The following is a 14,217-nucleotide window of genomic DNA, read 5'->3' on the forward strand; positions in this document are numbered from 1 at the left end:
CACAATTATCTATTATATTTAGTGATCGATTAAAACTGAATCTTTAAACCCGTTGACACACTTTATGTAATACTACCGATAAATTCATCTCAGGTAAAAGCCACGCCAATTCCCCTTCCCCCACTTCCCGAGCAACGCCGTATAGCCGCTATCCTCTCTACCTGGGATGCCGCCATAGCCAAAGAGCAGCAGCTAATCGCGGCATTGCAAAAGCGCCATAGGGCTTTGTTGCAGCAATTACTTAGTGGTAAAAAGAAACTAAAGGAGTTTAGGGGAGTGAGGAAGGAGACTTTGATTGGAGATATTGCGGAAGAAATATCTCTAAAGAATAGAACTAACAAGAACACTGTTGTATTATCTTGTACTAAATATGACGGACTGGTGCCTTCCCTTGAATACTTTGGAAGAAAAATTTTTGCAGATGACCTAAGTACTTATAAAATAGTACCAAGAAAACATTTTGCTTATGCTACTAACCATATTGAAGAAGGTAGCATAGGCTATCAGGATAAATATGATAAAGGATTAATAAGTCCAATGTACACCGTTTTTAAAACGAACGAACTTCTTATTAATAATTTATTTCTCTTTCGTTTACTAAAAACACATCGATATATACTTGAATATCGTCGTAGAATGGAAGGTTCAATTGATAGACGCGGAGGTTTGCGATGGGATAAGTTTTCTAAAATAAAGATCTTATTACCGTCCTTACCTGAACAAACCGCCATCGCCACCATCCTCAGCACCTCCGAAAATGAAATCCAAATCCACCGCCGCCACCTTGTCGCGCTGCAGCAGCAAAAGAAAGGGCTGATGCAGATACTGCTGACAGGTAAAGTAAGAGTAAAAACATAAATCGCTCAGGTACATCTGCTAATGTAAAACAATAACCAATGTCTCATCCATCCTTCCGCGAAAACGATGCTTCCCAGCTACCCGCACTACAATTACTAATGCGGCTGGGCTATACTTATCTCAATCCGGAGGAAGCATTGGCTGCACGCGGCGGTAAAACCAGTAATGTACTGCTTGAAGATGTTTTGCGCACCCAGCTCAAAGCCATTAATAGCATACAAGTAGGCAGTAATAAAACCACCGTGTTCAGTGACGGCAATATAGAAGCCGGTATCCAGGCGGTTAAGGAGCTGCCCTTCCAGGATGGTTACATTAGCGCCAGTCAAAAAGCCTACGAACGCCTTACTTTAGGTAAAGCATTAGAGCAAAACATAGATGGTGACAAGAAGAGTTTTACCCTGCAATATATTGACTGGCAACATCCGGAGCGCAATGTATACCATGTTACCGAAGAGTATGACGTGATGCGTACAGGAAGCCGTGACTGCCTTCGCCCTGATATTGTGCTGTTCGTGAACGGCATACCGCTGGTTGTTATTGAGTGTAAGCGTCCAGACATGAAAGAGCCTCTCAGTCAGGCTATCTCGCAGCACACCCGCAACCAAACTGAAGACGGCATTCGCCCATTGTATGCTTACAGCCAGCTTTTGCTCGCTTGTGCTACCCTGCAGGCAAAATACGGCACTACTGATACCAAAGCGGAATTCTGGGCAAGCTGGAAGGAGGAGGAAACGGAGGATAACCATGAATTGGAAGTCTTATTAAATCAACCGGTCAGCGTAGTGGAGCGGGCTGCATTAAGCGCTGTCCGTAGCGAAATAGCAATAGATGCCTGGGCACAACGCCTATCCGGTGAGGTAAAAGTCAGCGAGCAGGATATGTATATCTATTACCTGTGCCGTCCGCAGCGCCTGTTACCGCTTATTAAAGATTACATCATTTTCGAAGGAGGCCGTTATAAGAAAATAGCCCGTTACCAGCAATACTTTGCTATTGAAAAGATCATTCGCCGCATACAGGAAACAAAAGATGGCCGGCGCCACGGTGGCGTAATATGGCATACCCAGGGCAGTGGTAAAAGCCTAACCATGGCTATGTTGGCACGACGTATTCACCAGGAAGTACGCAATCCGAAGATAGTATTGGTGACTGATCGCGTAGACCTGGACACACAGATCACAACAACCTTTGCACAGGTGGAAGTAGCTGTACATCGTGCCCGTACAGGCGCTCAGCTGGCAGAGCTTTTACAAAGCAAGAGCGATGCTGTTGTTACCACAGTGATCAATAAATTTGAAGCAGCGGTAGAGCGCCTGGGACGTACACCTTTGGCATCGCCCGATATTTTTGTTTTGATTGATGAAGGACACCGCACGCAATACGGCAGCTTTAACGTGAAGATGCAGAAAGTATTGCCCAATGCCTGTTTCCTGGCATTTACCGGTACCCCGCTTATGAAGAAGGAGAAAAGTACTGCACAAAAGTTCGGTGGTATTATTGATGCTTATACCATACGGGAAGCAGTAGAAGATGGCGCCATCGTGCCTATCATTTATGAAGGGCGGCATGCCGTACAGGATGTGAACCAGAAAGCGCTGGACCGTGGTTTCGATCATGTAGCCGAAGACTTAACGCCCTATGAAACTGCCGATCTGAAAAAGAAATACAGCCGGGCCAATCTCCTTGCCAAAACGGAGCAGCGTATAGATGAAATAGCCCGAGATATTAGCGATCATTATACTCATAACTGGGGACCTGACCGCACAGGAGAGCGTAGCGGCTTCAAAGGTATGGTGGTTACGCCGGATAAAGCTACGGCTATCAAATACAAAAAAGCCTTCGACCTAATCGGTAAAGTCACCAGTGAAGTTGTTATCTCACCGCCTGATATCCGTGAAGGCTACGAAGATATTCATGAAAGCCCTGCAGATGAGGTAGTGGCTTTCTGGAAAATGATGGAGAACAAACACGGAAAGGATTTTGAAGCCGGTATCATCACCCAGTTCAAAAAAACGGATTATCCTGACCTGTTGATTGTGGTTGATAAGCTGCTCACCGGCTTCGATGAGCCGCGTGTTGTAGTTATGTATCTCTGTCGGAAGTTGAAAGGCCATACACTGTTGCAAGCCATAGCGCGTGTAAACCGGGTAGCCTCTGGCAAAGACTGGGGTTATGTCATCGACTATGAAGGCGTATTGGGCGACCTGGATGCAGCAATGAATATTTATTCCAGCCTGGAAGAGTTTGAAGCCGCTGACCTCGATGGGACCGTAACAAATATTCAATCGGAAATTGACCATTTGCCGCAGTTGCATTCTGAACTGACTGATATTTTCAAAAGCTTACGTAATAAATATGATATCGTTAGCTATAGTAACTTGTTGGCAGATAAAGCTGTTCGTGAGTCGTTTTATGACAAGTTTAGCGAATTCGCACGCTGTCTGAAGCTGGCATTCTCTTCGATTGACTTTGAAAATAACACACCTGAATTCCGCAAACAACGTTTAAAAGATGATTTAAGATTTTTCACTCAGTTACGCAACGCTGTCAGCCAAACTTATTCTGATAAAGTAGATTTTAGCCGCTACGAAAAGCAATTACAGAAATTATTGGATCAACACGTTACCACCGAAGAGGTCATTCGTTTGACGGAGCAGATAAGCATACTGGATACGGATGCTTTTGAACGTGAGCTGCAGAAAGTAATTGGCGACCGTGCTAAGGCGGAAACAATTGCAAGCCGTACATCCCGGCACATTACAGAACGTATGGATGAGGACCCGGTATTCTATAGAAAGCTTTCAGAGCTTATACAGCAAACCATTGCTGAGCTGCGGGCACAACGTATTTCAGAAGCAGGGGCATTGAAAAAGCTGAATCAATACCGGGACCAGGCGATCAATCGCAGTGGCGAGGATATACCACCAGTATTAAAGGATAAGGCCGAATCTATCGCTTTTTATCGCCTCTGCATAGCAGAAGGTAAGTTATCTGAACAGCGAAGTATTGACTTCGCGCAAGCTGCCGATCATATTATCCGGCAATATCTTGTCGTTGACTGGCAGCATAAGCTGGATGTGATCCGGAGAATGAATTTTTACATCGGTGAATACCTGATTGATGAATTACAATTGTCTATAGAACAAGCAGAGTCACTTGCCAATCAATGTATGGATATAGCTAAAGCAAGGTATAAAGCATGATGCAGGAACTACAGTACGGAGCTATAAAGATCCAATATCATCTTGAATTCAGTGAACGGAAAACGCTTGGCATTACCGTAACACCTGATATGGCGGTATTGGTAAAAGCACCTGAAGGAACACCCCAGGAGCGTATTGAGGAAAAGCTGGAGAAACGGGCCCGCTGGATATTAAAACAGCAAAGCTTTTTCCTGCGCTTTTACCCTAAACAGCCGGAGAAACAATACCGGGGTGGAGAATCTCACTTATACCTGGGCAGGCAGTACCGTTTGCGCGTTGCAACCGCCAAAAAGAACGAAGTACATTTTTCAGGTAAAGAAATCCAGGTATACCATACCCCTAAAAGCACGGCACAATCCGTACTTACTAATTGGTACCGGTATCGTGCAAAGGCAAAATTTGCGGAGATAGCTGAGCCCTGGATACAGCACTTTGGGAAATATGGTGTACAACCAGAAGGGCTGTTTATGCAGGAAATGCCTACCCGCTGGGGAAGTTGTACGGCAAAAGGAAAGATCATTCTGAATCCTGAACTCATTAAAGCACCGAAAGCCTGTATCGAATATATCATTGTACATGAATTATGTCATCTGATCCATAAACACCACACACAAAAGTTCTTTCAGCTACAATCGGCGCTTATGCCGGATTGGGAAAAATGGAAAGATAAATTAGAAGCTTTGATGGCCTGATACGAGTCTTTTAATTTAATAGTGTAGAAACAAAGTAATCTTTAGCCTCTTGCCATCATCATCACTTTAACGCCTCGTCCTCCTCCTTCGTCAGAAAATTAGCCGCTTCAGAAATATCACCTCCTTCCCACTCCAGCAACGCTTCATCCGGCACAGCAGTTAAAGGAATAGTGCTGGATTGTGAAGGCTCATTATAAGGCACATTTTCAGCGCGGTTGTATACAGATATTATCGACCATCTTGGGTTGTCAGACAAATTTGCCTCTGAGCGATGCAGCAGATTAGGATGAAAGAACAATGCATCACCTGCTTTCAGCTCTACAAATACCAGTTCTTTTGTTTTCAGCACTAAATCCACATAATGTTGAGAGGCGCCTACCTGCTCACCTGAAAATCCATGTTCAATACGGCCCATTTTATGGGTTGCTTTTATTACCTGCAGGCAGCCGTTTTCCCTGTTGGCATCTGTGATGGCAATCATAACAGAGATCATCTGCCCGGGGAAAAGAAATTCATTTTTGTACCAATACCCATAATCCTGGTGCCATTCCCATGCACCGCCCACTTTAGGCTCTTTTTGCATGAGCTTACTGTGAAAATGACAAACGCTGCTATCGCCTTCCATCAGCAGGTTAACGGCATCAACCATTCGTTTGCTTTTGGTTAATAAGCCATACACATCATTTCCGGGAGAATACCATAAAGTAAGTTTTGTTTTTTTACCGCTTTGGTCATTCAGGTCAAACGCATGTTTGTGCATATTGCTATCTGAGAAAGTAACTTCCTGCAGTTTGTGCAGCTCGTCTAAAGAGATAAAATTCCTTACGATCAGGTAACCATCTTTTTCGTATGCAGCAGCCTGGCTGGGCGTTAGTTTAAAATTTGCCATAGGAGATGAAGATTTCAGGCATAAAAGTAGAGCGGCCTGTTTTGATAAACTACCAGTTTAAACCAGCCAATAAATACTATTATAGCAAGATTTCCTTAATTTTAATTGTGTTTTAGTCATTAAAAAATCAGTAATGAAACCTGCGCTGGAACATTTGCCTAAAGCAAACAAAGAATCGTTTGTGGTAAGGGACTTTGAATATGCTTATTATCCCACGCCCTGGCATTACCACCCGGAGTATGAGCTGGTAACCATCGTGGAAAGTACCGGCAAGCGGATCATCGGGGATCATATATCAGATTTTAAACCGGGCAGTCTTGCACTCATTGGCCCCAATATTCCGCACATTTACAAGAATGATGCGGAATATTATAACAACAACCCTGCCCTGAAGGCCAGATCTATTGTCATTCATTTTACGGAACAATCGCTGGGAAATGATCTTTTATCATTGCCTGAAGCCGCTACCTTAAAATTGTTATTGCAAAAAGCGGTTTCGGGATTGGATATTTTGGGCGAAACCGGCAAAAGCGTGAATGAAAAACTAAGAGAAATTGTTACGGATACCGGTTTAAAACGGTTGATCACGCTTTTAGATGTTTTAAGGATCATAGCAGATTCAGAAGAAGTATCACCTATTACAAAAGCTCCAATGACCGGGCATAACGAAAAAGAATCAACCCGCTTATGCAAAGTGCTGGATTGGATTACTGCTAATTTTGAAAACGATATAAAACTTGCTGAAGCAGCGGCTATTGCTGAAATGCATGAAAATGCCTTCTCCCGTTTTTTTTCGCTCAGAACCCGCAAAAGCTTTTCCTTCTTTTTGCAGGAGCTGCGGTTACAAAAAGCTTCCAGGCTTTTGGTTGAATCCAGCAGCTCCATTACTTCCATTTGTTATGACTGTGGTTATAACAATATTTCTAATTTCAACCGGCAATTCATCAATTACTACAAAATGAACCCAAGAAATTACAGGAAGGCATTTTTGGGAGAAAGCAAACATGAAATATAGGATGGGGTAAATTAACGCAACTCGTAACGCTTCTGCCGCATACTTTGCCTGATCTTTTCCCGATGCTGCCCACCCCAGGCAGTAAGCTCACGCAGCACGTTTTTCAGCGTCAGGCTATATTCGGTTGCTTCGTAAACAATGGTCGCCGGCGTAGTGGGATACACCTTGCGTTTGATGAACTCATTCAACTCCAGATCTTTGAGCTCTTTTGCTAAAACTTTTGGAGATATTCCGCTCATCTCGTTCTGGATCTCGTTAAAACGTTTGGAAGATTGTACCAAACTAAGGATCAAAGCAAGTTTCCATTTGCCATTAAGAACGTACAAGGCATCCAATACATTCTTAAGCGAATTGGAGCATTCTGCTTTACCGGGCATCGTATCGGGAATCATCATCGTCATACCTAAAGATATGCACTTTCCTGAAGGGAAGCGCTTTCCTTCAGGAAAGTACGATCCTTTCAACAGCCGGCGCAGCTACTTTTGCCTGCGATAATTGCAAGAACAGTTCTACCATCCTGAGCACCCCTTTGGTGCAACATACGGGAATTGTTCCTGCCATGCAGAAGTAGCTAACATTTAATCAGGCGTTTATGAAACGTATCCTTCATTTAATTTCCAGCATTCAGGGAAATCAATCTTATAGCTTTAGGCTCAGTAAAGCCATTGTTGAAAAGGGGATCGAAAAATATCCGGGCAGCACCGTAGAAGAAGTGAATTTGAACGATCTGGATATCCCGCATTTAAATCCTACGATCCTTCAGTCTATGTTTACACCCGGCGAACAATTGACTGCTGAAGCAAAGGAGTCGCTACGCTACTCGGATGAGGCGGTAAAACAGTTAATGGCGTCAGATATCATTGTGATCGGCGCTCCGCTTTATAACTTCACGATCCACACTGCGCTGAAGGCCTGGATCGACCATATCACAAGGGCAGGGATAACCTTCGGCTACAACGAAAATGGCCCGGTTGGAATGGTCACTGGTAAGAAAGTGTACGTTGCCATGTCTTCCGGCGGCATCTATTCAGAAGGGCCTTCCAAAGGGAACGATTTTGTAGCGCCTTATCTGAAAGCATTTCTCGGGTTTTTAGGTATGACAGACATGACTGTATTCCGTGCGGAAGGCGTCAAAGTTCCCGGTGTAAAGGAATATGCCCTGGAAAAAGGTATTGAAAGCATCCGCATTGATTAAGATATGCAATCATCTAAATTATGATCGTTCATTAATGAGATGAAAAGACCGATCTGAATTTTAAGTACAGTAGAATTGTACGTTTGAGCAAAGCTGCCTGGAAGATCATCATGTCAAAGACAACTTTAAAAGATCTTCCGGGCAGCATTGTTGTACAGGGCACGGCATGAAAAAAAAGACTAACTATTACATAACTATTATCCTTCCACCACTATTGATTGTATTCCAGGTACCTGTTCCTCCTCTACTTCATCCACCTCTGCTTTCCTTTCTTCTTCCCCTTTCCATTTTGTTTTTATCAGCAACAGGAACACAAGCACAGCTACAATGCCATAAGCCACGCCCAGTACAGCCTGGCTGGTAATGGAAATAGTGTTTACCATAAAAGAGCTCAGTATAGAAGTTACCACCGCAAATCCTCCGCCTGTTAAGCCGCTTGCCTTACCTGCATATTGCGGAAAGCGGATCAAACAATACGACATCAGGTTATTGAAGATAAACCCGGCTGTGCTATGCAACAGGAAAACATATACTAACAGCGTAAATAAATTGTGGTAGTAGATTGTGAGCGGTATCATAATGGCTACAGTAAGCAGCTGTGCAATACTGGCCAGCACTAATTTTTTAGTGAACGCTTTACTTACCAGCATTCTCGATACGGACCCGCCGATCATCACCGCCACCCCGGAGAACAAGGAACAATAACCTGTTGTTGTAGCCATGAAATGCAGCTTGTGCTCAATCAAAAACGGACTGCACATACCATACAGCAGCACCATGCCATAGGTAAGTCCTAGTATTATAATGCCCGCAGTAAAATCCTGTGTTTTGAGCATCTTGCTATACGTTTGCACCGTTGACCGTACGCTGAATGGCTGCGCCGTTTTCATCGACTCGCCGCCAATCATCGCTTCAATCACAAAAAATGCCAGTCCGAAGTAACCGAGGAACATGAAGTTGGAAGACCAGCCCCAGGTTGTTTCAAAAAATCCGCCCAGGAAAGGCGCCACGATGGGCGCAATGGCCCAGATCACGGAGAACATGCTCGTGTATTTCTTTAATGCTTCTCCTGTATAGAGGTCCATGAAAAAGGCACGCTTGCTTATTGCAATTACTGCTACCGTAAATCCCTGCACTATACGCATGGCATAGATCATTTGCAGATTAGTGGACCAGGCAATGATAAAGCTGGCCGCACTGAATACCAGCAGTGCTGCCATGTTAGGAACGTAGCGGCCATAGCTGTCAATCAGTCCGCCTACGATCAGCTGTGAAATACCATAGCTGATGATAAAGAGGGAAAGCGTAAGCTGAATAGAAGCTGGTGAAGTATGTAATTGCACCGCCATATCGGGTAATGACGGGATAAACACATCCATGGCAAAACCCGACAATGGAATAAGGCCCAGCGCCATGATGGTGTTCAAACCTGTTCTTGATTCTTTGATCCTTCTCATATTAATCGTTTTAAATTGGCCCTGTAAAGGTAGGACAGCTGGCGTCCATGTCAATTACACGATTCAAAGGGATGATTATACAAATCAAATATTTCCCGGGACCAATTTGGGGGGTCAAGATAACTTATGAATACCTGTCAGAGGGGTTCAGGCTGCCACCATCTTCTTTCCCATGCGGAATTCCAATGGTGTTTGGGTGCTAACCTGCTTGAAATATTTATTGAAGTGCGAAGGATATTCAAAGCCCAGCGCATAGGCGATCTCTGAAATATTCCAGTTCGTATTGCGCAGTAATGTTTTTGCTTCGGTGATCACGCGTTCGTGAATAATTTCACGGGTGGTTTTATGCGTATGCTTTTTTACTACACTGTTCAAATGGTTCACATGCACATGCAGCAGGTCAGCAAAGCGGGCCGGCGTCAATAGCTTCAAAGGTGTTTCAGGCGAGTCTACCGGGAACTGCTGGTTCAGCAAGGCAAAGAAATCATTTACCAGCCGGTCGCGTACCAGGGAAGCCGGCGCCTGGCGGCTTTGTTGTAAACGGATGCCTTCATGAATGAGCAGCTGCAGCAGGTTGCGGATCATATCCCATTTAAAAGGATAATCAGAGGCCTGCAGCACCTGCATTTGCGTGAAGTACACGCTTAGCCGCTCTCTTTCTTCCTTTGTGACGGGTATTACCGGCTGCATGGCAGGATTGAACAAAGGGCAGGCATACTGTACATCACGGGGTATAAAGCCTTCTATAAAGGGCATGTTGAATAAACAGTAAAAGCGGTTAAACGGTGCGGTTACTTCTATGGAAGTAGGCACAGCAGGATTGGTAAAGATCAGGCAGCTTTGGTTCAGCTGTATTTCCTGGTCGTTATACAGCAGTATGCCGCTGCCTTTTCCGGTGGTGCTGCTGAGGCATATCTTGAAATAATCACGTCGGTTGAAAGGCGTTTTGCGGGTGCAGGTAAGGGTTTCACGCACATTAAAATGAGCTTTGCCGGATTCGTGAAGGAGCTCCGGTGGAATATCCTGGCCGGTGCGTTTGTAGAATTGCACCAGGGATTCAGTGGGAATGAGTTTGTCTGTCATAGCTTTTACCCTTATATAATTCAAAGGTAAGGAATTTGGTGAATGCGGTAAACAAACGAAGCTCAATGCACCTTCACTCAGCTGTCATAGCTTTAAGCGCTATCAGCAGCATTTCCTTCTCTTTCCCCTTCAGCTTAATAGAACCAAGCGGCAGCGTTGCAAAATGGCCTGCCAGGCGCAGGGAGGCGGCCAGCACGCCGGATACGATCACTTCTTCATTGAACTGTTTGCACATGCCCTGGATCCTGGATGTTGTATTTAATACATCGCCTGAATAGGTAATATCCCTTTTAATGATGCCAACTTCGCCGGCCACCACCTTGCCGCAATGGATGCCTGCTTTAAAGGATGGCATCAGCCCATACTGCTGCATATACTTGTTGTGCAGCTGCTGCAGGTGGAGCTTGATGTCAAAGAAGCATTGCACACATTTACTGTTGCGTATGCCTTCGTCATACTTCCAGGCTACGATCACTTCATCGCCCACATATTGATAGATCTCCCCATTGTTGTCCAGTATGGGATCCGTGATATCGGTAAAAATATCTTTCAGAAAAGCATGGTATTTTTTATTACCCAGCTGCTCCGCGATGGTAGTAGAGGAGTTTAGATCCAGGAACATGAAGATCCGCTGCTCTTCCTTGGGAGTGTTGTACTTGCCGCGGATGATGTTCCAGAAAACCCCTTGTCCGAATTTGTTATTGATCTGAACAAACAGCTGTGTAATAGTGACGATAACACCCCATACCATGCAGTTCTTCAGGATCCGGTCCCAGTCAGAAGGGATGTTGAATAAGCGGAGGATGATATTAACAATCGCAATCACCAATATAAAACAAAGCGCTACCGCAAGGATCGTATAACCGTAAGATTTATCCCTGAACCGCACATTAACAAAAAATATCAGGAAGCTGCCACCTAACAGGGCGCCTATAAGCGCGGCTCCCATATTGATAATGATGGCCTCCAGAAGGGTGTATTTAGGCACCGGTAGTACAGCATTGGTTGTAAAAAGAGCGAGCCGGTCGTAGAACGGAATAAGAAAACCTATTATTAGCCATATCACCGTAATAATGAATAGCTGCTTCAGCTTGTACGAAGTACTCTTGTTCATAGTGAAGTGTAAGTTTCCATTTACAATATATCCTTTTTTCAGGTAAAACTGCGCCGGGCCGTTCCTTACAAAACCATCGAATACCTGCAATTTATACGATGGGCATTTTGTTTATAGAAAGCAACACTTTGTTTTGGGGCGGTAACAGGGCCATTGTATCTATTATAAAAAGTTTCGTTGTGTATTGTTCTGCAAGCTATCGATCCACCAATTTATGAGCAATCAGGATCAATAATTTCTTCCTGAAACTGCTTATTAACAAGGTCCGGTGTTAGTTAGGTGTTGATAATTTACAAATAATTAGTAATTAATTATTTGTATTTAATGTAAACACTTTTTTATCAGATGACCATATGCCTAGCATCAATTTTGCAACATCCCGGAAAGTTATTTAACCATAAGAGCATAACAATGAAAGACTACACCATTGACAAAGTTAACTGGAATACAAAAAGGGGCAGGGGACATGTATTACGGAATGCTATTGTTTACAGTTATTTCAGGAGTATTATTAATTATCTTGAACAGAAGAACCTGACTGTTACCCGGATCTTAAATCCCGGGGAGGAGATTAATGCGCAAACCCAGATCAAAGCCTCCCATCTAACGGAGCAGGGAATGTTGTTATTTACTACCAGCTATGACCGCTGGGTAAATGAAGTGCTTGAACAAAAAATAGCTCCGGATGATTATAGTTTGCTGGATGATGCCCTGAATAAAATAAGAGGGTTACAGCTTCAGTATTGATCCTGGAATAGCTGTAGTGATCATAAATTGATCACTACAGCTATTAAATTCCTAAAGACTGAAGGTATACTACACCCCATATGCGTTAGCTTTAGTACATTGTTTAACGCTTAATATTTTTACTATGAGATCCCCTAAGAAAACACACCTTTATTCCGTTCTTAGCCTTACTTTTTTAATTGTACTATTCTCTGCGTGCTCCAAAGAGGAGAAAAAAGATGTTGTTGCTGCTGACAACATCGAAGAAATGACCAGTTACCTTACCAGCCTTGGATTTGATAAACAGCACATTGTTTTTGACAAAGACCGCGTAATTGTTGAACAGGACATCCTGATGACCTTACCGGAACTTAAACAACGTGTAGCAGTATGGAAGAAAGACAACTCCGGCGTTCCCCAGACAGAGCAACGGAGGAACACTTATATTGTAAGCAACACTTACAACACTAATATTAAGCTGTACATTGATGCAGCTGTACCCTCCAACTGGAGAACGGCTATCCAGGGCGCGGTGAATAACTGGAACGCTGTTAACGGCACCAGGCTGGGCATGTCTATTGTAACCAGCCAGTCGGGCTCACATTGCAGGGTTTTTATGGGTAACGAAACTGCAAACTGGATTGCACGGGCTTATTTACCCGCCTCAAATGGCCGGCCTGGTGTAAGTGTTGAAATCAATGCATATTATAATACCCTGGCAGCTAATCAGAAGCTGTTTGCTATAACGCATGAGCTGGGCCACACCATTGGCTTCCATCATACCAATCAAACCAGTGGAACATACATACCCGGTACTCCGCAAACAGATGCTAACTCTGTTATGAATTCATTTGTACTGCCCTGGAATGGTTTTACAGCAGGGGATGTGCTGGCTACACAGATCCTGTATCCGCAATAATATAATATCTCGTATTAAAAGGGAAAGCTGCCATTATAACGGCAGCTTTCCCTTTTTAGCTTATATAAAAAAGACCATAACCTTATGTCACGAACCAATTAATTTATACAGCTCATCCAGCTTAGGTGTGAGTATAATTTCTGTTCTTCTGTTCCTGGCCCTTCCTTCCGGCGTGCTGTTGCTTTCAACAGGATCGTACTGGCTGTGACCGGAGGCCACTACCTTTGCAGGATCTACGTGGTAAGTATTAACCAGGATCCTTACAATAGCGGTAGACCTGGCGGTGCTCAGCGCCCAGTTATCAGGGTATTTGCTGCGAATGGGAATAGAGTCCGTGTGTCCTTCAATGTTAACAGATATATCGGGGTTGATGATGAGCACAGCGGCCAGCTTGCTCAATGCATCTTTACCTTTGGCATTCACTTCAGCGCTCCCGGAAGGGAAGAGCAGATTTTCACTAAGGCTTACATATACCTTACCGTTCTTTTGTGACACGGTTAATTCATTGGAATTAAACCCGCTCAGCGCATCTGTCATTTTTTTTCTAAGCTCTGCAGCTTTTTGTTTTTGCTGATCCAGCAGCGACTGTAGCTGCTGCAGCTTTTGCTGCTGTTGCTGATAGGCTTCTTTACTGCTGCTTAGCTGTGAGTTCAGCTGGCTTTGTGTGGCTTGTGCGTTGGTGTTGGCATCGGTTAATTCTTTGATCTGCTGCTGCAGCTGTGCAATATTATCCTGCAGGCTATTGATCTTCCTGGCCAGTGATATGCTGTCGCTTTTTGATAAGCGTAATGCTACCTGTGAGTCAAGGTATTTTCTCTTGGATACACAGCTTGCCAGCAGCAGTAGCGATACGATTAATATTGAAAAGGTTTTTCCGGCATACTTCATAATAAAACTTTTGGATTAAAGTATAAACAATCAGTGAGCTATCGTAATTATGTTGCCGGAATTTTCCGGCACTTTCATGAAAGCTGGCATTAAATTTTTTTCATGACAGCATAAGTTATTATTTCCCAATGCGAAATGGCCCGCGTTCCTGTGAGTATTTTAACCAGCCCTTTAACAG

Annotated in this window: 13 protein-coding genes and 1 pseudogene; 8 read left to right on the top strand and 6 right to left on the bottom strand. The window is 43.9% G+C overall.

Features of this window, described 5'->3' with window-relative positions; translation table 11 throughout:
* Nucleotides 1-78 precede the first annotated feature (78 nt).
* The 4 genes and pseudogenes from KVT36_RS33265 to KVT36_RS21775 form a co-directional block, all read left to right on the top strand.
* Nucleotides 79-198, top strand: a pseudogene (locus KVT36_RS33265) (restriction endonuclease subunit S); the annotation flags it as partial.
* A gap of 6 nt (nucleotides 199-204) precedes the next feature.
* A complete protein-coding gene (locus KVT36_RS21765) occupies nucleotides 205-858 on the top strand; it encodes a restriction endonuclease subunit S (protein WP_217605555.1) in 654 nt (217 codons plus the stop codon).
* Between the two features lie 38 nt (nucleotides 859-896).
* Nucleotides 897-4,061: a type I restriction endonuclease subunit R gene (locus KVT36_RS21770; RefSeq protein ID WP_217605556.1), complete on the top strand. Its 3,165-nt coding sequence runs from the start codon at nucleotides 897-899 to the stop codon at nucleotides 4,059-4,061.
* Nucleotides 4,058-4,753 (top strand): M48 family metallopeptidase, encoded by a 696-nt coding sequence (locus tag KVT36_RS21775; RefSeq protein WP_217605557.1) that lies wholly within the window; start codon nucleotides 4,058-4,060, stop codon nucleotides 4,751-4,753. The genes KVT36_RS21770 and KVT36_RS21775 overlap by 4 nt, the downstream gene beginning before the upstream one ends.
* Before the next feature lie 61 nt (nucleotides 4,754-4,814).
* Here the strand turns inward: KVT36_RS21775 and KVT36_RS21780 are convergent, their stop codons facing one another.
* Nucleotides 4,815-5,642: a phytanoyl-CoA dioxygenase family protein gene (locus tag KVT36_RS21780; protein ID WP_217605558.1), complete on the bottom strand. Its 828-nt coding sequence runs from the start codon at nucleotides 5,640-5,642 to the stop codon at nucleotides 4,815-4,817.
* Nucleotides 5,643-5,775: 133 nt separating this feature from the next.
* Here KVT36_RS21780 and KVT36_RS21785 point away from each other — a divergent pair, with 133 nt between their 5' ends.
* Nucleotides 5,776-6,657, top strand: coding sequence for an AraC family transcriptional regulator (locus tag KVT36_RS21785; protein ID WP_217605559.1), 882 nt, complete (start codon nucleotides 5,776-5,778; stop codon nucleotides 6,655-6,657).
* A gap of 11 nt (nucleotides 6,658-6,668) precedes the next feature.
* On the opposite strand, the gene KVT36_RS21790 is transcribed toward KVT36_RS21785, so the two are convergent.
* Nucleotides 6,669-7,058 carry a helix-turn-helix domain-containing protein gene (locus KVT36_RS21790; protein ID WP_217605560.1) on the bottom strand — a complete coding sequence of 130 codons (390 nt, stop codon included), beginning with the start codon at nucleotides 7,056-7,058 and terminating at the stop codon, nucleotides 6,669-6,671.
* Nucleotides 7,059-7,249: 191 nt separating this feature from the next.
* Here KVT36_RS21790 and KVT36_RS21795 point away from each other — a divergent pair, with 191 nt between their 5' ends.
* The gene (locus KVT36_RS21795) at nucleotides 7,250-7,852 is read left to right on the top strand and encodes an FMN-dependent NADH-azoreductase (RefSeq protein ID WP_217605561.1); all 603 of its coding nucleotides are present in this window, start codon (nucleotides 7,250-7,252) and stop codon (nucleotides 7,850-7,852) included.
* A gap of 197 nt (nucleotides 7,853-8,049) precedes the next feature.
* On the opposite strand, the gene KVT36_RS21800 is transcribed toward KVT36_RS21795, so the two are convergent.
* From KVT36_RS21800 to KVT36_RS21810, 3 genes are all read right to left on the bottom strand, one after another.
* Entirely contained in the window at nucleotides 8,050-9,309 is a 1,260-nt protein-coding gene (locus tag KVT36_RS21800) for an MFS transporter (protein WP_217605562.1), read from the bottom strand.
* A 147-nt stretch (nucleotides 9,310-9,456) separates the two neighbouring features.
* Nucleotides 9,457-10,392, bottom strand: a complete 936-nt coding sequence (locus KVT36_RS21805; protein ID WP_217605563.1) for an AraC family transcriptional regulator — start codon at nucleotides 10,390-10,392, stop codon at nucleotides 9,457-9,459.
* Between the two features lie 73 nt (nucleotides 10,393-10,465).
* Nucleotides 10,466-11,506: an adenylate/guanylate cyclase domain-containing protein gene (locus KVT36_RS21810; protein WP_217605564.1), complete on the bottom strand. Its 1,041-nt coding sequence runs from the start codon at nucleotides 11,504-11,506 to the stop codon at nucleotides 10,466-10,468.
* Nucleotides 11,507-11,917: 411 nt separating this feature from the next.
* Between KVT36_RS21810 and KVT36_RS21815 the strand changes: the two genes are divergently transcribed.
* Nucleotides 11,918-12,253 (top strand): hypothetical protein, encoded by a 336-nt coding sequence (locus KVT36_RS21815; RefSeq protein ID WP_217605565.1) that lies wholly within the window; start codon nucleotides 11,918-11,920, stop codon nucleotides 12,251-12,253.
* A 124-nt stretch (nucleotides 12,254-12,377) separates the two neighbouring features.
* Nucleotides 12,378-13,151 carry a M57 family metalloprotease gene (locus KVT36_RS21820; RefSeq protein ID WP_217605566.1) on the top strand — a complete coding sequence of 258 codons (774 nt, stop codon included), beginning with the start codon at nucleotides 12,378-12,380 and terminating at the stop codon, nucleotides 13,149-13,151.
* 87 nt (nucleotides 13,152-13,238) lie between these two features.
* On the opposite strand, the gene KVT36_RS21825 is transcribed toward KVT36_RS21820, so the two are convergent.
* Nucleotides 13,239-14,039, bottom strand: a complete 801-nt coding sequence (locus KVT36_RS21825) for an OmpA family protein (protein WP_217605567.1) — start codon at nucleotides 14,037-14,039, stop codon at nucleotides 13,239-13,241.
* Nucleotides 14,040-14,217: the final 178 nt, after the last annotated feature.

This window comes from Chitinophaga sp. GbtcB8, assembly GCF_019091455.1.
GTDB lineage: Bacteria > Bacteroidota > Bacteroidia > Chitinophagales > Chitinophagaceae > Chitinophaga.

Excerpts from the sequence above, each read along its gene's own strand:
- KVT36_RS21770 (WP_217605556.1), top strand. The coding sequence starts at position 897 with ATGTCTCATCCATCCTTCCGCGAAAACGATGCTTCCCAGCTACCCGCA.
- KVT36_RS21775 (WP_217605557.1), top strand. The coding sequence starts at position 4,058 with ATGATGCAGGAACTACAGTACGGAGCTATAAAGATCCAATATCATCTT.
- KVT36_RS21780 (WP_217605558.1), bottom strand. The coding sequence starts at position 5,642 with ATGGCAAATTTTAAACTAACGCCCAGCCAGGCTGCTGCATACGAAAAA.
- KVT36_RS21785 (WP_217605559.1), top strand. The coding sequence starts at position 5,776 with ATGAAACCTGCGCTGGAACATTTGCCTAAAGCAAACAAAGAATCGTTT.
- KVT36_RS21790 (WP_217605560.1), bottom strand. The coding sequence starts at position 7,058 with ATGACGATGATGATTCCCGATACGATGCCCGGTAAAGCAGAATGCTCC.
- KVT36_RS21795 (WP_217605561.1), top strand. The coding sequence starts at position 7,250 with ATGAAACGTATCCTTCATTTAATTTCCAGCATTCAGGGAAATCAATCT.
- KVT36_RS21800 (WP_217605562.1), bottom strand. The coding sequence starts at position 9,309 with ATGAGAAGGATCAAAGAATCAAGAACAGGTTTGAACACCATCATGGCG.
- KVT36_RS21805 (WP_217605563.1), bottom strand. The coding sequence starts at position 10,392 with ATGACAGACAAACTCATTCCCACTGAATCCCTGGTGCAATTCTACAAA.
- KVT36_RS21810 (WP_217605564.1), bottom strand. The coding sequence starts at position 11,506 with ATGAACAAGAGTACTTCGTACAAGCTGAAGCAGCTATTCATTATTACG.
- KVT36_RS21815 (WP_217605565.1), top strand. The coding sequence starts at position 11,918 with ATGAAAGACTACACCATTGACAAAGTTAACTGGAATACAAAAAGGGGC.
- KVT36_RS21820 (WP_217605566.1), top strand. The coding sequence starts at position 12,378 with ATGAGATCCCCTAAGAAAACACACCTTTATTCCGTTCTTAGCCTTACT.
- KVT36_RS21825 (WP_217605567.1), bottom strand. The coding sequence starts at position 14,039 with ATGAAGTATGCCGGAAAAACCTTTTCAATATTAATCGTATCGCTACTG.